The organism is Pseudoduganella sp. UC29_71 (assembly GCF_042693265.1).
Lineage (GTDB): Bacteria > Pseudomonadota > Gammaproteobacteria > Burkholderiales > Burkholderiaceae_D > Rugamonas.
In genome coordinates this window covers 3,499,989-3,521,123 of sequence record NZ_CP170549.1, presented here as the reverse complement: position 1 = coordinate 3,521,123, position 21,135 = coordinate 3,499,989, and the positions used below count along the sequence as shown (strand labels likewise).

Below are 21,135 nucleotides of genomic sequence, written 5' to 3'. Positions count from 1 at the left end.
GATGGCATCACACCGCTGGGAAGCGGCGTAATCTCAGAGGGCTGCTGGCAGGCCGCAGTTCCACGGCAAGAATTCATCAACCCGGTTGACGGGATGATCGGCGATATGCGTCAGCACATGGCGCAACCAAGCTTCGGGGTCGACACCGTTCAGCTTGGCCGTCCCGATCAACGAGTAGATCGCGGCAGCGCGCTCGCCGCCGCTGTCGGCGCCGGCAAACAGGTAGTTGCGGCGGCCTATCGCTACGCCACGCAAGGCGCGCTCGGCCGCCGAGTTGTCGATCTCGATGGCGCCGTCATCGCAATAGCGCAGCAGCGCCGGCCAGAGTTTGAGCGCGTACAGGATCGCCGCCGCAGTGTCGGACTTGCGCGACAGCGTATCGAGCGTGGTGCGCAGCCAGTGTTCCAGGTCATCGAGTAGCGGGCGCGAGCGGGCTTGCCGAACCTGCCTTCGTTCGTCGGGAGGTTTGCCTCGGATATCTGCCTCGATCACATAGAGCTCGGCGATCCGGCGCAATGCCTCGGTGGTCAGCGCCGTCGGTCGCGCCGCGTGCAGGTCATGGAACTTGCGTCGCGCGTGCGCCCAGCAGGCGGCTTCGCGGATCGTTCCATTTTCAAACAAGGCATTGAAGCCAGCATACGCATCGGCTTGCAGCACGCCTTCGAACTTGGCCAGGTGGGTCTGCGGATGAATGCCCTTGCGGTCGGGCGTGTACGCAAACCAGACTGCTGGCGGTGCGGTGTCGCCCGAAGGCCGGTCGTCACGCACGTAGGTCCACAAGCGCGCCGTCTTGGTTTTTCCGTTGCCGGGCGCCAGCACAGGGATCGGGGTGTCGTCGGCATGCAGCTTCGACGCTGCCAGCACGTGGCGCCGAACGGCGTCAACTAACGGACGCAGCAGTGCGCTGGCCGAACCGACCCAGCTCGCCAACAGGGCGCGGTCAAGGTCGACGCCCTCACGGGCATAAATGACCGACTGGCGATACAGCGGCAGGTGATCGGCAAATTTCGCCACCAGGATGTGGGCCAGCAGGCCGGGACCGGCAATGCCGCGCTCAATCGGCCGGCTCGGTGCCGGTGCCTGGACGATCGCATCGCAGCAGGAACAAGCAAGCTTGGGACGCACATGGCGGATCACGCGGAAGCTGGCCGGCACGAAATCCAGTTGCTCGGCCACGTCTTCGCCCAGCGGCCGCAGGCCGCCACCGCAGGCCGGGCAGGCGTCGGCCGCTGGCGCATAGACCTTCTCGTCACGCGGCAGGTGATCGGGCAGAGGCCGACGCACCGATTTTTTGCGCGGCGCCTGGTCGGCCGCCGGCATCTCGCGCGCCGCCTCGGCCTCGTCGGCCTGCAGGTCTTCCAGTTGCAATTCCAGCTGCTCGATCTGGTGGTCCAGCTTTTCCGACTTGCGGCCGAACTGCATGCGCCGCAACTTCGCGATCTGCAGCTTGAGGTGTTCGATCTCGACGGCGCGCGTGTTCAGTTGTTCGCGCAGACCTTCCACCACCTCGTTTTGAGCGAGCAGCAGCGCCTTCAAGGCGGCGATTTCGTTGGGCAGGTCGGCTGGGCTGAGCATGCGCCGAGTTTACGCGAGGCGTATCACGTTTACAAGGCCGAGGTTGGTTTCCAAGTTCGCTCGGGGCGCCGCCAGTCTATGCCCTCGAGCAGCATCGACAGCTGCGCCTGCGTCAACGCCACCGAGCCGTTGCTGGCCTGCGGCCAGATGAAGCGGCCACGCTCCAGCCGCTTGGCCAGCAGGCACAGCCCGTCACCGGTCCACCACAGTAATTTGATGAGATCGCCGCGCCGGCCACGAAACACGAAAACGTGCCCGCTGAACGGATCTTCCTCCAGCGCCGTCTGCACTTTGGCAGCCAGCCCATTGAAGCCGGAGCGCATGTCGGTGGTGCCGGCGGCGAGCCAGACCTTGGTGCCAGCGGGCAGGCCGATCATCGTAGAACCCGATCCAACACTTGCGCCAGCGCAGCGGCATTGGGCTGGCCTTCGATCCGCACGCGGACCTGGCCCAACTCCAACACGATAATGCCGCTGGCGTCGGAGGTGTCGTTATTCGGAGCAGGCGCCGTTGGCGCCAGCACCACCGGCAACAAGCCATCATCCCGCATTAACGCAGGCACGCCGAGGCGCCCTTGCTCATAGAGACGGCGCCAGCTGAACACCTGGTTAGCGTTGACGCCGTGCTCGCGCGCGATGCGCGCGACCGAAGCGCCCGGCTCCAGCGACAGCGCCACCAATGCGCGCTTGAACTCGAGCGGGTGCTGGCGGTAGTGGCCGCGTGGATTCTTGGAAATGATCGGTTGAAAATTTGTGTCCATAATCGAAAATTGTGGGCACAACGCTGTGCCAAAATTCGATCATGGATTACGCTGGTCAGGCAGTCCAGACGGCGCTGGGAGACGCTTACGATCATAGTATAGGATTTTGCGCTCAGGAAATACGCACTTTGTCACAGCCAGCGAAGGGACTTCCGCAGCCAGCCATATCCCCGCTGATTGACAAGGCAATCAGCAGGTGAGGCGATTCCTGGGATCGCCAAGATAGCCCTATGGATCACGCTAGCAGTCTGGCATGGCAATGTCGACCGGTGCGTTGCGCACTCCAAGGGCTTGCCGGCGCGCTACAGTGCTAGCTTGTATGGATAACTAAGGATTATTGGTTCTTGCCGACTCGATTTTGGGTCTGCTTGTATTGCGTACAATCCATCGTCAGTTAGTATAAGCGTTTTTTTTTCAGCCAAAGACTTTGGAAGAGTCCATAGCGCGGCGCGGCATATATTTTGCCAAATCGCTATGATTTTGGCTCGGCGTCTTGGGTAGCGCGCCCCCGAGATCTAGGCTTGGCGGCGCTATTCGGCGCTTATCTAATGGAAGCCGGATTCAAGCTCTACAGCCCAGTTCCAACATCGCACTCTGGATCGAAGGCGAATACACGCCGTTCCACCTCTCCGTCTGTGTAAATAATATTGGTCGTAATGATGAAGGACAACTCCCATCGTCCCAAGTTGTCACACGTCAGTTCGCGGGGGGCATGCCAAATGGCGGAACTTGCTCCGCTAGCATCGCAAATGCCATTCCCGAGGTCGACCACGGCGTATTGGTCGCCAAATGGGGATGGTTCGGGGAATTCGCCGGCACGTTCAGGATTTTCACGTTTGGTGAAGGCGCGTGGCATCGTAATTAAATTGCAGCTTTGGATGTCCACTTGTTTGAGCCTGCCGAATTCACTCCTGGCTTGCACTACTACGGTCAAATTGTCCCCCAGTTTGAACGCGAGCAAGCCCGTTTCTACCCCTTGGCCTGAGATCGGTTTACCGTCTGCTGTAAAAGACCAGCGCAGCAGTTGGCTGTCTTGGTCTATATCGAAAGTGGCGGTGAGGATCACGTCTCTCATGGTTTTACTCCGTTAGTTGGGATAGGTATCTAGGGTCTCTACGTAGTGCTACTAGGTCCGGTTCGGATTCGATAGCACTTGATGGGTACCCGTTCTGTTTTGCCTGCACTAATGCTGCCAATGCAAGGTCACGTTTTCCAAGCAATTCGTATGCCAAGCCCGCTCGGAATTGCACGTCGGGCAGTCTAGGGGCAAGGCGGGTCGCTTGTTCCAATAGTTGCACCGCTTTTGCGTTCTCCCCTGCGCGCGCTGAATACAAACCCATCCGAGATAGCAGCGTCGCATCCTCTGGGGTTCGCTCCAGGCGCGGTTCAAGAAGTGCCAGTGCATGCTGGTAGGCGTCGCGCGCTTCTGCAGCACGGCCAGGGAGCCACAGCAAAGTGTCGCCGAGATTAGCCCAGTGTAGGTAGTGCTTGGGATTACCCACTGGCGGAGTTACGGCACGTTGGAATGCGTCTGCGGCTCCCACGTAGTCACCACGCGCAAAAAGGGCATTCCCTAGGCTGGTATATAGTTTGCCGCTTGGTCGTACTTGTAAGCCTTGCTGCAGAATGCGCAGGCCTTCGTCGCCACGGTTAAGGCGCAGTAAGGCGGCGTTCAAATTCGCGTATGCAATATGGGAGTCGGGCTGCAATTCGATACTGTGACGGAATGTTTTTTCTGCCGCCGCATAATTGCCTTGCTCAAAAAGCACTGTTCCGAGTGCGTCTGCGAAATAACGTTCGCCAGGATGCTGTCGCATAGCCTGCTCGCTTAATTGACGCGCTTCGTCATAGCGACGTAGTTTGGTTAGCACCTGGAATTTGCCAGCCGTTCCGAAAAAGTGACCAGGTTCCAGTGCAAGCGCGCTTTCGCACTCTGTAAGCGCTTTCTCCAATTGGCCTTGTTTGAGTAAGACCAATCCCTGTGCCGCATGGCTAAGCGCGAGCTGGCTGTCCAATCTGAGTGCTTGTTGTGCGCCGGCCGCAGCACGTTGAAGCCAAGTTTCGTCTTGCTGGTCGTTTGCGTAGCGAGCGCTGTAAACTAGCGACATGCCTGCTACAGCAGCCGCATTGTCTGGATCAACTTTCAGAATCGCATTGAAGTCGCGCGCCGCATCATCCAACCGATCTGGCATTTCGAATTGCTGCAATGCGGTCAAGGCGCGCGATATAGCTTGTGCCTTGGAGAATATTGGAACGGGGGAACCCATAAGGGGCGAGTAGTGAACCAACTGCCAGCCGATCAACCCGAGCGTGAACGTAATTGAGGCGATTCCCGTCGCCATACCTCCCGGCGTACGCGCCCAGGCGCCTGCTCGACTGAGCCAGCGCTGCTTAGGCCGCAATGTTCGCGGGGGGGCGCCACTTGCTACGGCTGCTGCAGCGACTTGCTCCCAATGCCCGGCGCAAGCGGCGGCACGCTGACCTACTAGTTTCATTGTAGCCAACCGCTGGTCCAGCCGACGGGCCGTCATGGCGCGGATCAGCTGGACGACTTCGTCGGGCAGCGTGTCGGGGAACGTCCAGTCGGCGGAGGAGGATTGCATTTGCGCGGCGGCCAGCGCCAGGCCGCTCATGTTGCCGAAGGGGCGGGCGCCGGTGGCGAGTTCGAACAGGATCACGCCCATGGCGTAGATGTCCGACTGCCGCCCCGGCGCGGCGCCCAGCAGCACTTCGGGGGCCATGTAGGCGATGGTGCCTTGCTGCTCCAGCTGCATCACGGACGTGGTGGCTTGGGCGTCGTCGTGGAAGGCCAGGCCGAGGTCGAGGATGCGGACTTTGCCGGCCGGGTCGAGCATCAGGTTGGACGGCTTCAGGTCGCCGTGGATCAGGCCGGACTGGTGCGCCGCTTCCATGGCTTCGGCCAGCTGCACCATCCAGCCCAGCACCGTCGGCAGGTCGAGCGGGTGTTCCTTGTCCTGCGCGAGTTGGCGCCAGGTCTGGCCGGCGATCAGCTCCATGACGATGGCCCAGCCTTCGTCGTCCTGTTCAATCGAGTAGATCTGCGCGAACGCCGGGTGGTGCAGGGAGGCGGTCATGCGCGCTTCCTTGACCAGGCTGGCGGGGTCGCGCAGCGGGTCTAATGCGCGGTGGCGCTTGATGGCGACCTTGCGGCGCAGCCGGCTGTCCCAGCCTTCGTACACTTCGCCGTGCCCGCCCGCGCCCAGGCGCGCCAAAATCTGGTAATGCCTGAACTGGGGGACGTCTTGCGGCGGGCTGGTGACTTCGGCGGCGTGGTTTTCCATATCTTTCCGGGGGCGGACCGGCGCTTGCATTGCCGAACCGCCTTTCAATAGCAGATATGGTGAGTCTCGCATAGCGGACGCGCATCCGCCAGTGAAATATTGTGCTTAGGTAATGATTGTGAAAACGAAGTGTCAATTTCCATGTAAAAAACCGCCTTTCGGCGGCTTTTTTACACGTCAGTGTTGACAGTCTTGCGCCGCACGGCGATGGCGACAACGATGCTCAGCGCTCCCAGCAGCCAGGACGGGCGGTCGTCCTTGTTGGCGCCGGTGGCCGCTGCGTGGGCAGCTGGGGCCAGTGCGAGGATCGATGCGGCCACCAGGGCGGTGGAGACGGTTTTGCGGACTATTTCAGTGTTCATTTCCTACCTCGGTTACAGACAGTGGCAACAGCGCCGACAGCCTAGTAAGCAGGATGCGTGCCACATTTCAAGGCAGGGCGCCGGGGTGCATGGCCGTGGCAGGTGCTGCGGCGGCAACCGCGCGCAGGTGGCTGAGCACCAGGGCGGCGCCGGGCGACAGGCTGCGTCCGTACAGCTGGACCACGCCGATGTCCGCGAACAGCTGCGGCTGCTGGCTGAAGCTGAGCGGCAGCAGGGCGCCGTCGCGCACATCCTGCGCCACGGCCGCCTCGGTGGCCATCAGGATCACGTCTTCGCTGCGGACCAGGTCGGCCAGCAGGCGCACGTTGTCGCATTCGAGCGCGACCGGCAGGCGCTCGTGCGCGTCCAGCCCGCACAGCTGGCCGAGGGCGACGTGCATGCTGACCGGCATCTTCAGCGAGGCGAAGCCGTATTGTAGCAGGTCGCGCGGCGTGCGCTGGGGCTGGGCCAGCAGCGGGTGGCCGGCGCGGCACAGGAAGGCGCCGAACTGGCGGCACAGCGGAGTGACCGTCAAGTTCGGATCGGGCGCGATGTCGCGCGTGTCGGCGATGAAGAACTCGACTTCCTCGGCTCGCAGGTGCTGCAGCAGGTAGCGCCAGTTGTTGCTGCTGACGGTGAGCTGCAGGGCGGGGCGGTCGGCGCGCACATTGCGCAGCAGGCCGGGCAGGAAGGCGGCCGTGGGCAGCGGGCCGCAGCCGAACGCGACCTGGCCGATTTCGCTGCTGCGCAGCAGGCCCATGTCGCGCTCCAGGCTGCGCGCCTGGTAGACCAGCCGCCGCGCCTGCTCCATGAATTGCGCGCCCACCCTGGTCAGCGCCACGTTGCGGTTGTCCCGGTCGAATAGCGCCAGGCCCAGCTCCTGTTCCAGCATCTGGATGCTGCGGCTCAGGGCGGGCTGGCTCAGGTGCACCTTGTCGGCCGCGCGGGCGAAGCTCAGTTCGTCAGCCAGGGCGATGGCGTGGCGCATGCGTTTGATGTCCATGGCGGTCAGTCATGCAAAACTTGGATTATAGCGATGTAAATGATGCATTGGACAGTGGAAAGGGGCGTCCCTAGACTTGCCGGTACAAAACCCTAACGGAGACAGATTCATGCAGACCCCCATCGCCCGCGCCGTCGCGCTTGCCCTTGCGCTCGCCTATGCGCTGCCCGCCGCGTCCGCGATTGCCGCAGACAATGCGCCCGCCGCCAAGGCCGCGGCCAAACCCGCCACGTCCTACACCGCCAGCCGCAACGCCGCCTTCGGCGCCGGCCTGCCGCTGGCCGACCGCCAGGCCTTTGAAGATGCGCAGCGCGGCCGCATCGCGCCGCTGCCGCCGGGCGTGCTGAAGAATGCCGCCGGCCAGCCGGTATGGGACGCGGACCGCTACGCCTTCATGCAAGGCGCGGCGCCGGCCAGCGTCAACCCCAGCCTGTGGCGCAACGAGCAACTGAATAACGAAGCCGGCCTGTTCAAGGTCAGCGAGCGCATCTACCAGGTGCGCGGCATCGACGTGGGCAACGTTACGCTGATCGAAGGCGACAGCGGCTGGATCGTGGTCGATCCGCTGACCTCGGCCGAAGCCGGCAAGGCCGCGCTGGAGCTGGCCATGGCGCACCTGGCGCGCAAGCCGGTGGTCGCGGTGGTGTACACGCACGGCCACCTGGACCACTTCGCCGGCGTGCTGGGCGTGACCAGCATGGCGGACGTGAAGGCCGGCAAGGTGCGCATCATTGCGCCGGAAGGTTTCATGGAATCGGCCATAGCCGAGAATATCCTGGCCGGCAACGCCATGGCGCGCCGCGCCGCCTACCAGTTCGGCCCGGCCATCGGCGCCTCCGCGCAAGAGGGCGTGGGCGCGGGCCTGGGCAAGGGCGTCTCCGTGGGCACCATGGGCATGCTGGCGCCCACCGACACCGTCAGCAAGACCGGCCAGCAGATGACCATCGACGGCGTGCAGTTCGTGTTCCAGATGGCGAACGGCTCCGAGGCGCCGTCCGAATTCGTGTTCTACCTGCCACAGTTCAAGGCACTGTGCCTGTCCGAAGTGGTGACGCACACCATGCACAACATCTACACCCTGCGCGGCGCCAAGATGCGCGATGCGCTGGGCTGGAGCAAATACATCAACGAGATGCTGGACCTGTTCCCGCAAGCCGAAGTTTCGTTCCGCAGCCACCACTGGCCGGTGTGGGGCGCCGAGCGCGTGCGCGGCCAGCTGACCAATCACCGCGACCTGTACCGCTTCATCCACGACGAGGCGCTGCACCTGGCCAACCAGGGCGTGACGCCCGACGACCTGGGCAACGCCACCTTCGTGCCGAAGGCGCTGCAGCAGGACCTGTCCACGCACGGCTACTACGGCACCTTCAGCCACAACCTGCGCGGGGTCTACAATTTCTACCTGGGCTGGTACGACGCCAACCCGGCCACCCTGAACCCGCTGCCGCGCGTGGAAAGCGCCAAGCGCTACGTGGCCGCGATGGGCGGCGCGGACAAGGTGCTGGCGCTGGGCCGCAAAGCCTACGCCGACGGCGACTACCGCTGGGTGGCCGAGATGGTGAATCACCTGGTGTTCGCCGAGCCGTCCAACCGCGCCGCGCGCGAGCTGCAGGCGGACGCGCTGGAGCAGCTGGGCTACCAGGCCGAATCGGCCATCTGGCGCAACGCCTACCTCACCGGCGCGAACGAATTGCGCGACGGCGTGAAGACGCTGCGCCTGTCCGCGCAGTCGCCCGAAATGCTGGCCGCGCTGCCGACCGACATGGTGTTCGACTTCCTGGCCGTGCGCCTGGACCACAAGAAGACCGACGGCGTCAGCCTGGGCATCAACATCGCCTTCACCGACAGCGGCGAGCACTACGCGCTGGAGCTGTCGAACTCCGTGCTGAACAACACCAAGGGCCGCGTGCTGCCCAAGGCGGACGTATCGCTGACGATGACGCGCGCCGCGCTGTTCCAGATGCTGGTGGCCAAGGTGCCGCTGCCGCAACTGGTGCAGTCCGGCGCGGTCAAGCTCGAAGGCGATCCGCGCAAGCTGGGCGCCGTGTTCGGCGCCGTGGCCGAATTCAACCCCCGCTTCAACATCGTTACCCCATAAGGACGTTCATGTTCGGTCAAATGCAAGACAAGCCGCTGCTCATCTCCTCGCTGCTGGAGCACGCCGAGCGCTTCCATCCCGAAGCGGAAATCATCAGCAAGACGGTGGAAGGCGCCATCCACCGCAGCAACTGGCGCGAAGTGGGCGAACGCGCGCGCCGCCTGGCGCAGCTGCTGGCCAGCCAGGGCGTCAAGCAAGGCACCATGGTGGCCACGCTGGCCACCAACACGCACCGCCACCTGGAGCTGTACTTCGCCGTGATGGGCCTGGGCGCCGTGCTGCACACGATTAACCCGCGCCTGGCGCCGGAGCAGCTGGACTACATCGTCAACCACGCGGAAGATGAGTTCCTGTTTTTCGACATCTGCTTCGCGCCGTTGATCGAGCGCCTGCAATCGCGCGCGCCCAAGGTCAAGCGCTACGTGGCCATGAGCGGCGCCGCCACGCTGGCCGCCGCCAATCCGGCCGTGCCCATGCTGGGCTGCTACGAAACCATGCTGGCCGACGCGCCCAGCGCCGACGGCTTCGCCTGGCCGCAGTTCGACGAGCGCAGCGCCGCGTCGCTGTGCTACACCTCCGGCACCACCGGCAACCCCAAAGGCGTGCTGTACTCGCACCGCTCCACCGTGCTGCACTCCTGCGTGGTGGGCCTGCCGGACATCATGAATGCGTCCGCCAACGCCAGCATCCTGCTGGTGGTGCCGCTATTCCACGTGAACGCCTGGGGCCTGCCGTTCGCCGCCGCCATGACAGGCACCAAGCTGGTCATGCCCGGCCCGCACATGGACGGCGCCAGCATCTACAGCCTGATGCGCGACGAGCGCGTGACGCTGGCCGCCGGCGTGCCCACGGTATGGCAGATGCTGTTCCAGCACATCGACAAGAACAGCCTGAAGCCACGCGCGGACCTGTGCCTGCAGACCGCCGTGGTGGGCGGCTCGGCCGCGCCGCGCGCCATGATCGAGCGCTTCGACCGCGAGTTCGGCGCCTTCCTGCTGCACGCCTGGGGCATGACTGAAATGAGTCCGCTGGGCGTGATCTGCTCGCTGCTGCCCAAGCACGCCGCGCTCAGCGCCGAGCAGCGCTACGACATCCAGATGAAACAGGGCCGCGCCGTGTTCGGCGTGCAGCTCAAGATCGTTGGCGAAGACGGCGTTCGCCTGCCGCACGACGGCGTGGCGCGCGGCCACCTGCTGGTGAGCGGGCCGTGGATCGTGCAAAGCTACTTCAAGAGCGAAGGCGGCGCCATCCTCGACGCCGAAGGTTACTTCGACACCGGCGACATCGCCACCATCGACGCGGACGGCTACGTGATGCTGGTGGACCGCTCCAAGGACGTGATCAAGTCCGGCGGCGAATGGATCTCGTCGATCGACCTGGAAAACACGGCGGTGGGTCACCCCGGCATCGCCATGGCGGCGGTGATCGGCGTGGCGCACGCCAAATGGCAGGAACGGCCGCTGATGCTGTGCGTGCGCAAGCCGGGCGCCGACGTCAGCGAAGCCGACGTGCTGGCCTACCTGGGCAGCCGCGTGGCGCGTTTCTGGCTGCCGGACCGGGTGCTGTTCGTGGACGCCTTGCCGCTCACCGCCACCGGCAAAATCTACAAGCTGGGCCTGCGCCAGCAGTACAAAAACCGGCTGATGGAGCAAACGGCTTGAAATAGCCCGGATCGTCGCGATATGGGGGCCAGGTTCACTAACAAGAAAGCAGCCCTCATGTCCGATTTGCTCGAAGTACTCAAATGGCGTTACGCCACCAAGAAGATGGAACCAGCCAAGGCGGTTCCGCAAGAAAAAGTCGACCGCATCCTGGAAGCGGTGCGGTTGACGGCCAGCTCCAGCGGCCTGCAGCCGTATGAAGTATTCGTCGTCACCAATCCCGAACTGCGCGAGCAGATCAAGCCGCACGCGTGGAACCAGGGCCAGGTCACCGACTGCTCGCACCTGCTGGTATTCGCCGCCTGGGACAACTACACCACCGAACGCATCAACCAGATGTTCGACCTGGTGAACGAAGTGCGCGGCTTCAAGAACGAAGGCTGGGAAGCGTACCGCCAGCAGCTGCTCAACACCTACCCGCAGCGCGACGCCGAGACCAACTACCAGCACGCCGCGCGCCAGGCCTACATCGGCGTCGGCACCGCGCTGATCGCCGCCGCGCAAGAGCAGGTCGACTCCGTGCCGATGGAAGGCTTCGACCCGGCCAAGGTAGACGACATCCTCAAGCTGCGCGAACGCGGCCTGCGCTCGGTGGTCATGCTGCCGCTCGGCTACCGCGCCGACGAAGGCGACTGGCTGGTCAACCTCAAAAAAGTCCGCCGCCCGCGCGAGCAGTTCATCACCGAACTGAAGTAATCGCCGAATTTAGTTGGGGTCAGGTCCGGCATCACGCCATTTTGGCGTGATGCCGGACCTGACCCCAATTTTATGTGGCGCGATGCCGGACCTGACCCCGTTCAGGGGCGGGGTTGGGGGAGGGCGGGGGGGACGATGATGTTGTCGTTCAGGCGGAGGAATTTGAAGCCGGCGAGGTTTTGGCCGTTTTTGCCTGCGGCGGCGTTGCGGGCTTCGCGCTCGGCGGTGCGGGCGTTGAATTGTTCGAAGCTTTCTTCGCGTACTTGCGGTTCGGCGGAGTTCAGGAACATGCGCTTGCCGTCCGCTGCCGTTACGACCAGGCCGACGTGCGAGGCCCAGTAGCCGCCGTCGCGCGTGGAGATGACGTTGACGAAGTCGCCGTCCTGCAGCTGGCCCAGCACGTCGGCCACGCGCTCTTTGGGGACGTAGTATTCGGTGCTGGTCTGCACCGGCAGGCTGACGTCGGTGTGGTGGCGCGTCTTGAGGAAGTGCTGGCGGTCTACCCGCAGCGGGTAGGAGGCGGCGTAGTCGCCGGCCAGTTGGCGCGTCACGTCCGTGACCAGCCAGCCGTTGTTGATGTTCCAGTCCTGTTCCGTGTAGTGGTTGCGCGTGGCCACGCCGATCACGCCGTCCTTGTAGCGTATGCGCTGCAGCATCCAGTAGAACTCTTTCCAGTTGCGCGATAGCGCCATGGCGTAGGTGTGTTCGGCGAACACGACACAGTCGCTTTGCGCGAGGCTGAAGGTGGGCAGGGTGTCGTGCAGTTCGTACGGGTATTCGCCCAGCAGGTTGAGCATGTAGGGCTGGCCGATGTTGCGGCGCCCGATGGCGGCGATGCGCTTGCGCAGGTCGGGCTCGGACTGCTGCATTTGCGCGATGTAGCCGTCCGCTTCCTGCGGCGACATCTGGTATATCTGCTTGGGCTGCTGCGCGGTCGGCACGCTGGCGCAGCCTGCGAGCATGGCGGCGAGGGCGAGGGCGGCGATGCGGATCATATGGGCTCGCAAAAAGCACTACGATATAACGAATCGCGGAAATTAAAAAGCCCGCGCCCTCAGGAGAGGGGCGGGCTTGGGACTGCGTGCCGCGTTGCTGAAGAGGCTTAGAACTTGTAGCGCAGGCCGGCCAGGAATTCGCGGCCGGTGACGTTGTTGACTACCACGCTGTTGCGCGCGCGGCTGACGAACTGGTCGTTCGGCTCGTTGGTCAGGTTCACGCCTTCCAGCGTCAGGTCCAGCTTGTCGTTGATCTTGTAGGAGATCGACACGTCGACGTTGGTGGACTTGTTCTTGCCTTCGACGTCGTTGTTGTTCTGGCCCGGCACGCGGGTGACGAAGGAGGCGCGCTGCGAGGCGGACAGGCGGGCGCTGAACTTGCCGTCGTCATAGTACAAGGTGGTGTTCCACGAACGCGGCGACAGGTTCAGCAGGTCGTCGGTGATGGTGGTGTTGGCCGTGGGCGAGACCAGGTACTCGATCTTGGACTTGACGTGGGTGTAGTTGATCAGCGTGCCGAAGTTGCGGCCCCAGTCCGGCAGGAAGGTGAACGGCTGCTGGAAGTTGAGCTCGAAGCCTTTCAGCTTGCCGCCGTCGGTGTTGACCGGCGCGGTGACCTGGAAGATTTCGTCGCCGTTGAAGTTCGACGGCAGCAGCGACATCGGCAAGCCGGTGTCCTTGAACGCCACGTTGGTGCGCAGGCTCTGGATGTAGGTGCTGATGTTCTTCTGGAACAGGCCCAGGCCGATAAAGGCGTTCTTGCCGTGGTACCACTCGAAGCTGGTGTCGAAGGTCTTGGCGCGGAACGGCTTGAGCAGCGGGTTACCGGAAGTGATGGTCAGCGTGCCGGTGGTGGCCACGGTACCGCCGGGCGACAGGTTGCCCAGCTGCGGACGGGTCATTACCTTGGCCGCGGCCAGGCGCACGATGAAGTCCTTGGTCAGGCTGGCCGCGACGTTGAACGATGGCAGCACGTCCGAGTAGTCGTTGTCCACCGTGACGGCGGAGCCGCCGCCGGCCGACTGGTAGCCGGTGGCGCTCATGCCGGTCTTGACGTAGCGCGCGCCGAAGTTGCCGCGCAGCGGGATGCCGGCCACTTCCTGGTTGAAGTCGCCCATCAGGTAGAAGCCTTTGTCCTCTTCGGTGACGGAGCGGTTGTTGCCGCGCGCGTTACCGTTGGTGATGGAGGACAGCGTGAAGTCGCCGGGGCCGCCGGCCGGGCCGCTCTTGATGCAGTTGCAGTAGATGTCGTAGGCCTTGGCGATGGCGTTCAGGTCCGGGATCACCCACGAGGTGGCGGTGCCGGCCGGCAGGTTCTGGCCCTTGCCGAAGCCGCTGATGGTGGTCATCAGGCTGGCCATGCTGGTGCCGGCGGGCGGCGCGAAGATGGTGTCGCCCTGGTTCACGCGGCGGAATTCGTAGGAGTCGAAGCTGTACTTCTTGTAGTTGACGCCGGTCTTGAAGCTCAGGCGGTCGTTGGCTTCCCATACCAGGTCCAGCTGGCCCACGTCGTTGGTGTTGGTGGCGCCTTGCGGACGGATGCGGATTTCGCTGGTGGTGGTGTTGGCGACCGAGGCCGGCTGGGTGCCGGAGGTGGCCACCGGCACGCCGACGATGCCCATCGCCGCGCCGGGGTTGGCCGGATCGAACGGATAGCTGATGGACGGCATGCGGTCGTTCTGGCGGAAGTCGATCGTGTAGCCGTTGACGTTGAGCGCGTCCAGCGTGGTGGTGGTCTGCACCGGGTTGCGGAACTTGGACTTGGCCGTGCCGACCTTGGCCAGCAGGCGCAGCGAGTCGCCGATGTCCTGCTCCAGGGTCAGTGTGGGCTGGGTGAAGGTGGTGGACAGTTCGTCGAAGCGCGATTCGGCGCGCACGTCCACGCCGTTGAATTTACCGTACAGCAGCGAGCCATTCGGCGCGAACTGGGCTTCGACCACGCTGGTCTGCGGCTTGCCGCCCTGGGTGGCGGTGCGGCTGAAGGAGATCGCTTCCAGGAAGTCTTCCTGGCGCGTGGCGTCCAGCTTGGAGTACAGCATGTCGAAGGTCAGCAGCGAGCCGCGCGCCGGGCGCCACTGGAAGGAGCCGGTCAGGCCCAGGCGGTCCTGATCGTGCGTCAGGCGGCCGTAGCGCGGCAGGCGCGGGATGAAGTTCTCGGCCTTGCTCGCCTCGTTGTAGGCGGCGGTGGCAGCGGCCGAGGCGGGCAGGCGCGGCACGCCTTGTGCGGCCGGGCCGCAGGTGGTGGCGGTGGAATTGCTCGGGTTGGCGGTCACGCCCTGCGGCGCGCACCAGCCCCCCGACGAGGGGCCGTTATCCCAGCGCACGGTGGAGAAGCCTTCTTCCAGCACCTGGCGCTTGGAGTAGGCGCCGGAAATCAGGAAGCCCAGGGTGCGGTCGGCGTTGGTGTTGGATACCAGGAAGCCGACGCGCGGATCGGTCTTTTTCGACAGGTCGTTGTACTTGCCCTTGGCCATGACGGTGGCGTTAAAGCCTTTCAAGTCGAAGGGGCGGGTCGTTTGCAGGTCCACCGTGGCGCCCAGCGAACCTTCGTCCACGTCGGCCGAGGAGCTCTTGCGCACGGTGAGGGAGTTGAACAGCTCGGACGGGAACACGTTGAAGTCGAAGCCGCGCGAGCGGTTGGCGCCGCCGGAGCTGTCGGTGCCGCCCGTGGTGGCCAGGCCTTCGATGCCGTTGATGCGCACGCGCGTGAAGTCCTGTCCCAGGCCGCGCACGGTGATGCTGCGGCCTTCGCCGGCGTCGCGGTCGATCACCACGCCGGGCACGCGCTGCAGCGACTCGGCCAGGTTGGTGTCGGGGAATTTGCCCATGTCTTCGGCCTTGATGACGTCGACAATGCCGTTGTCCTCGCGCTTCTTGTTCAGGGCGCTTTCCAGCGCGGCGCGCATGCCGGTCACCACCACGGTGGCGGTTTCCTGGGGCGGCGTGCTTTGCGCATACGCCGGGGCGTAAGCGGCGCCGATGGCCAGGGCCATCGCGGTGATCGAGGTGGAACCCGCCAGGCGCACGTTGAAGCGGCCCGGCCGGCGTTGTGGTTCGTTGTTGTCCATACTTGTCCCTGTAGTTTTATGTATTGAGTACGACGCTGACGATGCTGCGATGTTGCGGTGCTGCTGTGCTGCTTTACTGTTTCCAGGTGACGCGCACCGGATTGCGCGCGCGCGCCGCGGCGTTCTTCACATAGGCTTGCCACTGCGCCTGCGAGGTGATGTCGCCGGAACGTTCCCAGGCGCCGCCCGCGTAGTAGGTGAGCGGCTTGCCGGAGGTGGCATTGGCGACGATCAGCTCGTTCAGCTTGTCCTCGGTGTAGTCGGTGGCGCCGGGCAGCACCACGGCCACGCCGAAGGCGCCCTTGGTGGCTTGCTGTATCCACTGCAGCACGGCGCTGGCGTCCTTGTCCTTGACGACGGCGATCTTCGGGTCTTCGCCCTTGTCGGTCGGGGTCTTGTTCAGGCCGATGGCAATGGGCAGTGTTTTCGGGCCGCTGAAGGTGAAGGTGCTGTCGATGCGGTCCAGGTAGTGGCCGGCATCCACGGTGAAGCGCTTGACTTCGCTAACCTGGGTGCCGCCTGCGTTCCAGGCGTTGTAGCTCAGCTCGAAGATAGCGCGCACCGGGCCGTTGGCCAGCACTTTCCAGGTCGCGTAGTTGCTGCTGGTGTACAGGGTGCCGCCCAGCCAGACGCCGGCGCCGCCCGCGCCGCGCGACTTGCCGACGTTGTACATGTCCATGCCTTCACCTTCGTCATGGTGGTAGTGGTCGTGGCCCTTGTTGTACCAGCGGTCGACGATGGGGTAGTTCACGCGCTTGAACCACAGGTCCAGGCCGCTCGTCTCCAGCACTTCCTTGCCGCTGCCCGGCTCGGCTGGCGCGGCCAGCGCCGGGCCGTAGGTGCGGTGGCCCAGCTTGTCGTTTTCCCAGGCGAAGTCGTCCAGGCGCTCCGGCACGTAGCGCGCCGAGGCCTGGCTGGCGAACGGCGGCGCCAGCGCGTCGATGGTTTCGATGGTGTAGGTGGCGGACTTTTCGCCAGCCGCGAAGCTGTGCTGGAAGATCAGCTCGCCGTACGCGGCGCCTTCATTCTTCGGGTCTTTCGCTTGCGGCTTGACGTTGGTCACCTGGTGCGGCACCACGCGGCCGGAGGCGTCCTTCACGGCCAGGCGCTGGATCAGCGCGCCGGGCAGCTGGCGGTTCACTTCCACCCAGGGGATGGTGACGGTCTCGGACGGGCGCGCGATGTCCAGGTCGTGGCTCAGCTTGACGGTGAAGGCGGCGCCCTGCGCCAGCGGCGCCAGCGTGGCCAGCGAGGCGGCCAGCAGTCCGGCCAGCAGGGGAGTGATGGTGGTTTTCATGGCGTCTCCTTAATGGTGTTCGCGGTAGTCGGTCTGGCCGGCCGTCTTGGGCATGTAGTGGTAGGTGCGCACGCGGTGCTCGACCGCGATATTCGGGTTCTTGATCAGCTTGATGATCTCGGCGCCGGCCAGCAGCGTCGGGCCGTAGCCGTGCAGCGCGTCCACGCTGGTGGGGCGGTGGTAGTAATAAGTCTGGTCGCCGGCCAGCGTGGTGCCCACGCAGATGCCTTCGATTTCGCCCTTGGCGGTGACTTTCGATACCAGCCCGGCCCAGCCGGCCTGCGCGATGGAGCCGTAGGTGGTGGGGCTGATCCAGCCCTGGTTGATGGCGTGCGCCATCACGTAGACGAACATGGCGCTGGCCGACGTTTCCAGGTAGGAGTCGTTGCGGTCTATCATCTGGTGCCACAGGCCGCTGCCCCGATTGCAGCTCGGCGATGCCTTTCAGGCTCAGGCGCAGTTGGGCCAGCACTTTCGGATAGCCGGGGTGGTCCTTGGGCAGCACGTCCAGCAGGTCGGACATGGCCATCACCGCCCAGCCGTTGGCGCGCGCCCAGTAGAAGCGCGGCGCGTCCGGGATGTTGGCGTGCCAGCCGTGCGTGTACAGGTTCAGCTGCGGGTTGAACAGGTAGTGCGACATCTGCAGCGCGTTCTTGACGGCGTCGTCATAGTGCTCGCGCTTGCCGGTCATGCGGCCCATCTCGGCCAGCGCGGGGATGCTCATGTACATGTCGTCGCCCCACAGCGATATCGCTTGCGGACGCTTGCGCGCCATGGTGCCGTCCGGCAGGCGGAACTGCTTGTTGGCCACCCAGTCGCTGCAGGTGGCGATCATGCTGCTCAAATCGGGGCCGATCTTGCGCTCGCGGGCGCGCATCAGCGCCGCGCACATGGAGCCGGAATCGTCCAGCGCGCGCGGGTCCAGGAAGCGCGAGAAGCTGTTGGCGCGCTCCAGCTTGAACTGCTGTTCCTGGGCGCGGAAATAAGGCAGGGTGTCGGCGAAGAACTGGAAGTGGCGCCGGGTCATGTCGGTGAAGTGCTGGTCGCCGGTGACTTCGGCCGCTTTCATCAGGCCGGCGTGCACCACGCCCATTTCATACACCATGATGCCGAAGTCGCCATTGCTGGGGGCGAACACGGCATCCTTGATAGGCTTGCTGAAGTCGGTGATCTGGTTGCCGGTCTTCTTGTCGATGACGCGGGTGGGCGTGGAGGCGTCCATATAGCCGCGGATGCGGTTCAGCACCTCGGTGACTTCGGATACCACCGGCATCTTGTACGGAACGGGATAGGTGCCCTCGCCGGGATCGGCCAGGTTCTTGTTGTCCGGGTTGCGGTAGGGACCTTCGGCCTGGGCGGAGCCCAGCAGCAGGGTGAGGGCGGCCGCACTGGCCAGCAGTTTCTTGGTGGTATTCATTTGTCTCCGTTGGCGCTGCTTTTGATGATGGTGCGTCATTTGGTCAGGCCATTCTAGTTTGGTCTGACCAAATGTGCAAGGCGGACTAGCCGCTTCATGTGTTGCAGGGGAGACAAATGGGGCCGGGAAAGGGGCGACGAGAGGGGAGACTTGCGCGCCAGCGCCGGGCGGCGCTGGCAAAAAAACTTATCCGCGCGAGAAAGTGCGGGTAACGCGCTCCAGGTGGGCGCGCATGGCCTGGCGGGCGCCGGCCACGTCGTGGGAGGCGATCGCCTCCAGCACCTTGCGGTGATCCTGCAGGGTTTGCTTGCGCAAATCCTCGGTCTGGAAGTGCTCCTTCAGCTTGTGCCACAGCGTGCCGCGCTGGTTCCACAGGTATTCGATCACGCCCACCAGCGCCGTGTTGCCGGTGGCGCGGGCGATGGCCAGGTGGAAGTTGCGGTCGGCCTGCTCGTTGCTGGTGCGGTCCTCGTGGTGGCGCTCCATCTCCATCACGGCCTTCAGGATGGCGTCCACGGCCGAATCGGTGGCCACCTTGGCGGCAATCGCCGCCACTTCGGACTCGATCAGGCGGCGCGCGGCCAGCACTTCGAAGGGGCCGGGGCCGACTTCCGGCATTTCGGCCGGGGGTTCCACCAGTTCGGACACGTACACGCCCGAGCCGCCGCGCACTTCGACCACCCCGCCCAGTTCCAGCGCGATCAGCGCTTCACGCAGCGAGGCGCGGCTCACTTCCAGCTTGGCGGCCAGTTCGCGTTCGGCCGGCAGGCGGGAGCCGGGCTGGATGTCTTCGTCCTTGATAAGTTGCTGAATGCGAGAGGCAACGACCCGGTACAGGCGCGGCTCGGCGACTGGGGCTTCGCGCGGCGCAGGAGTTTTCTTCATTGAGAGGGCGTGTCCGAGAGAATGTGGTGAATGATGCAAGGTGGCTCAGATTTTAGTTTGGCTAGGCCAATCTTGCAAGGCGGACAAACCAATTGCGGGCCGCTGCGCTACACTGGCAGGCATTGCCAGCTGGGAGGAACAGGATGAACAAGGTATTGATCGTGACCGGCGCGGGACGCGGCATCGGCGCCTGCATCGCCTTGCGCGCGGCGCAGGACGGGTATGCGGTGGGGGGTGAATTATCACAGCGACGCAGCGTCGGCGGACAAGGTGGTGCAGCAGATTGCGGCGCAGGGCGGCCGCGCGGTGGCGGTGCAGGGCGACGTCGGCGTGCCGGAGGACGTGGCGCGCCTGTTCGCCACGGTGGAGGCGCAACTGGGGCCGGTGACGGCGCTGGTGAACAACGCCGGCATCACCGGCGGGCTGGGACGCTTCATGGACGCCGATCCGGCCGGCATCGCGCAGGTGTTCCAGGTGAACGTGCTGGGGCTGATGGATTGCTGCCGGGCGGCGCTGGCGTCGTTCAAGCGCAGCGGGGTCAAGGGCGTGATCGTGAATATCTCGTCCACGGCTGCCAGCAGCGGCAGCGCGGGGGACTATGTGCATTATGCGGCCAGCAAGGCGGCGGTCGAGGCGTTTACCATGGGGCTGGGCAGGGAGCTGGCGCCGGAAGGCATCCGCGTGTGCGGCGTGGCGCCAGGCATGACGCTGACCGAGATCCACGCGCGCGGCGGGGATGCGTACCGGCTGGAGCGCGCCGCGCCGGGCATCCCGATGCGCAGGCCGGCCAATCCGGAGGAGATTGCGGAGCCGGCGGTATGGCTGCTGTCGCCGGCGGCGTCGTATATTACCGCCACCACGCTGACGGTTGGCGGCGGAAAATAAGGCGGTGGTGGGCGTCGCTGCGGCGGGTTACGCGCCGTTGGCGCTAACCCGCCCTACGAACGACGAATTGCGAATCAACAGGGGCATCCCGTAGGGCGGGTCAGGCGGAACGCCGTAACCCGCCGTGCCCGCGCCGCTCAGGCCTTGGCGAAGGCCAGCAGATCGGCGTTGACCTTATCCTTGTGCGTATCGGTCAAGCCGTGCGGCGCACCCGGATAGACGATCAGCTTGGCGCCTTTGACCAGCGCGGCCGAAGCGCGGCCCGCCGCATCGATCGGCACGATCTGGTCGTCATCGCCGTGGATCACCAGGGTCGGCTTGTCGAACTTCTTCAGGTCGGCGCGGAAGTCGGTCTCCGAGAAGGCCTTGATCGAGTCATAGGTGTTCTTGTGGCCGCCCATCATGCCCTGCATCCACCACGAATTGATGATCCCTTGCGACGGCTTTGCGCCCGGACGGTTGTAGCCGTAGAACGGGCCGCTGGCGATGTCCAGGTACAGCTGCGAACGGTCCTTCACCGAACCCGCGCGGATGCCGTCGAACACTTCGATCGGCAGGCCGCCGGGATTGTCGGGCGTTTTCAGCATCAGCGGCGGCACCGCCGACACCAGCACCAGTTTGGCCACGCGCTTGGTGCCATGGCGGCCCACGTAGCGCGCCACTTCGCCGCCGCCGGTGGAGAAGCCCACCAGGATGGCATTTTTCAGGTCCAGCGCCTCAATCACGGCCGCCAGGTCGTCGGCGTAGTGGTCCATGTCGTTGCCGTCCCATGGCTGGCTGGAGCGGCCGTGGCCGCGGCGGTCGTGCGCGATGACGCGGAAGCCGTTGTTCGCCAGGTGGAACATCTGCGATTCCCAGCTGTCCGAGTTCAGCGGCCAGCCGTGGCTGAACACGATGGGCTGGCCCGAGCCCCAATCCTTGTAGTAGATGTCCACGCCGTCCTTGGTGGCGATGGTGCTGGCCGTCTTGCGCATCGGCTTGGCGGTGGGGGCGGCTTGCGCTTCGCCAGCCGCTGCCAGCGGCAGCATGGCGGCTGCGGCAATCGCAGCCAGGCTGGCGCCGCCGGTCAGTGCGCTGCGGCGTGCGGTGTTCACTTCTACTGCCTGTTCGTGGGTCTTGGTGGACATGATG

17 protein-coding genes and 1 pseudogene are annotated in these 21,135 nt (G+C 64.6%); 4 read left to right on the top strand and 14 right to left on the bottom strand.

What is annotated here, in order from left to right:
- Nucleotides 1-33: 33 nt before the first annotated feature.
- From tnpC to ACFJI2_RS15375, 7 genes are all read right to left on the bottom strand, one after another.
- Nucleotides 34-1,575 carry an IS66 family transposase gene (gene tnpC / locus ACFJI2_RS15405; protein ID WP_377700834.1) on the bottom strand — a complete coding sequence of 514 codons (1,542 nt, stop codon included), beginning with the start codon at nt 1,573-1,575 and terminating at the stop codon, nt 34-36.
- Between the two features lie 29 nt (nt 1,576-1,604).
- A complete protein-coding gene (gene tnpB / locus ACFJI2_RS15400; protein ID WP_377700833.1) occupies nt 1,605-1,952 on the bottom strand; it encodes an IS66 family insertion sequence element accessory protein TnpB in 348 nt (115 codons plus the stop codon).
- Nucleotides 1,949-2,335, bottom strand: coding sequence for an IS66-like element accessory protein TnpA (gene tnpA / locus ACFJI2_RS15395; RefSeq protein WP_377700832.1), 387 nt, complete (start codon nt 2,333-2,335; stop codon nt 1,949-1,951). The genes tnpB and tnpA overlap by 4 nt, the downstream gene beginning before the upstream one ends.
- 568 nt (nt 2,336-2,903) lie before the next feature.
- Nucleotides 2,904-3,410, bottom strand: a complete 507-nt coding sequence (locus ACFJI2_RS15390) for a hypothetical protein (RefSeq protein ID WP_377700831.1) — start codon at nt 3,408-3,410, stop codon at nt 2,904-2,906.
- Nucleotides 3,411-3,414: 4 nt separating this feature from the next.
- Nucleotides 3,415-5,637 carry a protein kinase gene (locus tag ACFJI2_RS15385; RefSeq protein WP_377700830.1) on the bottom strand — a complete coding sequence of 741 codons (2,223 nt, stop codon included), beginning with the start codon at nt 5,635-5,637 and terminating at the stop codon, nt 3,415-3,417.
- Between the two features lie 170 nt (nt 5,638-5,807).
- Complete coding sequence (locus ACFJI2_RS15380) at nt 5,808-5,999, bottom strand: hypothetical protein (RefSeq protein WP_107870174.1); 192 nt, start codon at nt 5,997-5,999, stop codon at nt 5,808-5,810.
- A 67-nt stretch (nt 6,000-6,066) separates the two neighbouring features.
- Nucleotides 6,067-7,002, bottom strand: coding sequence for a LysR family transcriptional regulator (locus ACFJI2_RS15375; RefSeq protein WP_377700829.1), 936 nt, complete (start codon nt 7,000-7,002; stop codon nt 6,067-6,069).
- A gap of 109 nt (nt 7,003-7,111) precedes the next feature.
- Between ACFJI2_RS15375 and ACFJI2_RS15370 the strand changes: the two genes are divergently transcribed.
- The 3 genes from ACFJI2_RS15370 to ACFJI2_RS15360 are packed head-to-tail and all read left to right on the top strand — an operon-like array spanning nt 7,112 to nt 11,457.
- Complete coding sequence (locus ACFJI2_RS15370; protein ID WP_377700828.1) at nt 7,112-9,100, top strand: alkyl/aryl-sulfatase; 1,989 nt, start codon at nt 7,112-7,114, stop codon at nt 9,098-9,100.
- 8 nt (nt 9,101-9,108) lie between these two features.
- Nucleotides 9,109-10,761, top strand: coding sequence for a long-chain-fatty-acid--CoA ligase (locus ACFJI2_RS15365; protein ID WP_377700827.1), 1,653 nt, complete (start codon nt 9,109-9,111; stop codon nt 10,759-10,761).
- 57 nt (nt 10,762-10,818) lie between these two features.
- Nucleotides 10,819-11,457 (top strand): NAD(P)H-dependent oxidoreductase, encoded by a 639-nt coding sequence (locus ACFJI2_RS15360; RefSeq protein ID WP_107979120.1) that lies wholly within the window; start codon nt 10,819-10,821, stop codon nt 11,455-11,457.
- Between the two features lie 101 nt (nt 11,458-11,558).
- Here the strand turns inward: ACFJI2_RS15360 and ACFJI2_RS15355 are convergent, their stop codons facing one another.
- The 6 genes and pseudogenes from ACFJI2_RS15355 to ACFJI2_RS15330 form a co-directional block, all read right to left on the bottom strand.
- Nucleotides 11,559-12,452 (bottom strand): N-acetylmuramoyl-L-alanine amidase-like domain-containing protein, encoded by an 894-nt coding sequence (locus ACFJI2_RS15355; RefSeq protein WP_377700826.1) that lies wholly within the window; start codon nt 12,450-12,452, stop codon nt 11,559-11,561.
- A 107-nt stretch (nt 12,453-12,559) separates the two neighbouring features.
- A complete protein-coding gene (locus ACFJI2_RS15350) occupies nt 12,560-15,520 on the bottom strand; it encodes a TonB-dependent receptor (RefSeq protein WP_377700825.1) in 2,961 nt (986 codons plus the stop codon).
- Between the two features lie 73 nt (nt 15,521-15,593).
- On the bottom strand, nt 15,594-16,817 hold the full coding sequence (locus ACFJI2_RS15345; protein ID WP_132137568.1) for a DUF4861 family protein: 1,224 nt from the start codon (nt 16,815-16,817) through the stop codon (nt 15,594-15,596).
- A gap of 9 nt (nt 16,818-16,826) precedes the next feature.
- Nucleotides 16,827-17,216 carry a glycoside hydrolase family 88 protein gene (locus tag ACFJI2_RS15340; protein ID WP_377700824.1) on the bottom strand — a complete coding sequence of 130 codons (390 nt, stop codon included), beginning with the start codon at nt 17,214-17,216 and terminating at the stop codon, nt 16,827-16,829.
- 91 nt (nt 17,217-17,307) lie between these two features.
- Nucleotides 17,308-18,039: pseudogene (locus tag ACFJI2_RS15335) on the bottom strand (glycoside hydrolase family 88 protein); the annotation flags it as partial.
- A gap of 381 nt (nt 18,040-18,420) precedes the next feature.
- Complete coding sequence (locus tag ACFJI2_RS15330) at nt 18,421-19,119, bottom strand: FadR/GntR family transcriptional regulator (protein WP_107870159.1); 699 nt, start codon at nt 19,117-19,119, stop codon at nt 18,421-18,423.
- Between the two features lie 234 nt (nt 19,120-19,353).
- On the opposite strand from ACFJI2_RS15330, the gene ACFJI2_RS15325 reads away from it, so the two are divergent.
- Complete coding sequence (locus tag ACFJI2_RS15325) at nt 19,354-20,004, top strand: SDR family NAD(P)-dependent oxidoreductase (RefSeq protein WP_377700823.1); 651 nt, start codon at nt 19,354-19,356, stop codon at nt 20,002-20,004.
- Nucleotides 20,005-20,141: 137 nt separating this feature from the next.
- Here ACFJI2_RS15325 and ACFJI2_RS15320 read toward each other — a convergent pair whose 3' ends face one another.
- Nucleotides 20,142-21,131 (bottom strand): alpha/beta fold hydrolase, encoded by a 990-nt coding sequence (locus tag ACFJI2_RS15320; RefSeq protein ID WP_377700822.1) that lies wholly within the window; start codon nt 21,129-21,131, stop codon nt 20,142-20,144.
- Nucleotides 21,132-21,135 lie beyond the last annotated feature (4 nt).

Coding starts and splice junctions, on each gene's coding strand:
- ACFJI2_RS15350 (WP_377700825.1), bottom strand. CDS start 15,520: ATGGACAACAACGAACCACAACGCCGGCCGGGCCGCTTCAACGTGCGC.
- ACFJI2_RS15345 (WP_132137568.1), bottom strand. CDS start 16,817: ATGAAAACCACCATCACTCCCCTGCTGGCCGGACTGCTGGCCGCCTCG.
- ACFJI2_RS15340 (WP_377700824.1), bottom strand. CDS start 17,216: ATGATAGACCGCAACGACTCCTACCTGGAAACGTCGGCCAGCGCCATG.
- tnpB (WP_377700833.1), bottom strand. CDS start 1,952: ATGATCGGCCTGCCCGCTGGCACCAAGGTCTGGCTCGCCGCCGGCACC.
- ACFJI2_RS15360 (WP_107979120.1), top strand. CDS start 10,819: ATGTCCGATTTGCTCGAAGTACTCAAATGGCGTTACGCCACCAAGAAG.
- ACFJI2_RS15390 (WP_377700831.1), bottom strand. CDS start 3,410: ATGAGAGACGTGATCCTCACCGCCACTTTCGATATAGACCAAGACAGC.
- ACFJI2_RS15370 (WP_377700828.1), top strand. CDS start 7,112: ATGCAGACCCCCATCGCCCGCGCCGTCGCGCTTGCCCTTGCGCTCGCC.
- tnpA (WP_377700832.1), bottom strand. CDS start 2,335: ATGGACACAAATTTTCAACCGATCATTTCCAAGAATCCACGCGGCCAC.
- ACFJI2_RS15330 (WP_107870159.1), bottom strand. CDS start 19,119: ATGAAGAAAACTCCTGCGCCGCGCGAAGCCCCAGTCGCCGAGCCGCGC.
- ACFJI2_RS15320 (WP_377700822.1), bottom strand. CDS start 21,131: ATGTCCACCAAGACCCACGAACAGGCAGTAGAAGTGAACACCGCACGC.
- ACFJI2_RS15375 (WP_377700829.1), bottom strand. CDS start 7,002: ATGGACATCAAACGCATGCGCCACGCCATCGCCCTGGCTGACGAACTG.
- ACFJI2_RS15380 (WP_107870174.1), bottom strand. CDS start 5,999: ATGAACACTGAAATAGTCCGCAAAACCGTCTCCACCGCCCTGGTGGCC.
- ACFJI2_RS15365 (WP_377700827.1), top strand. CDS start 9,109: ATGTTCGGTCAAATGCAAGACAAGCCGCTGCTCATCTCCTCGCTGCTG.
- tnpC (WP_377700834.1), bottom strand. CDS start 1,575: ATGCTCAGCCCAGCCGACCTGCCCAACGAAATCGCCGCCTTGAAGGCG.
- ACFJI2_RS15385 (WP_377700830.1), bottom strand. CDS start 5,637: ATGGAAAACCACGCCGCCGAAGTCACCAGCCCGCCGCAAGACGTCCCC.
- ACFJI2_RS15355 (WP_377700826.1), bottom strand. CDS start 12,452: ATGATCCGCATCGCCGCCCTCGCCCTCGCCGCCATGCTCGCAGGCTGC.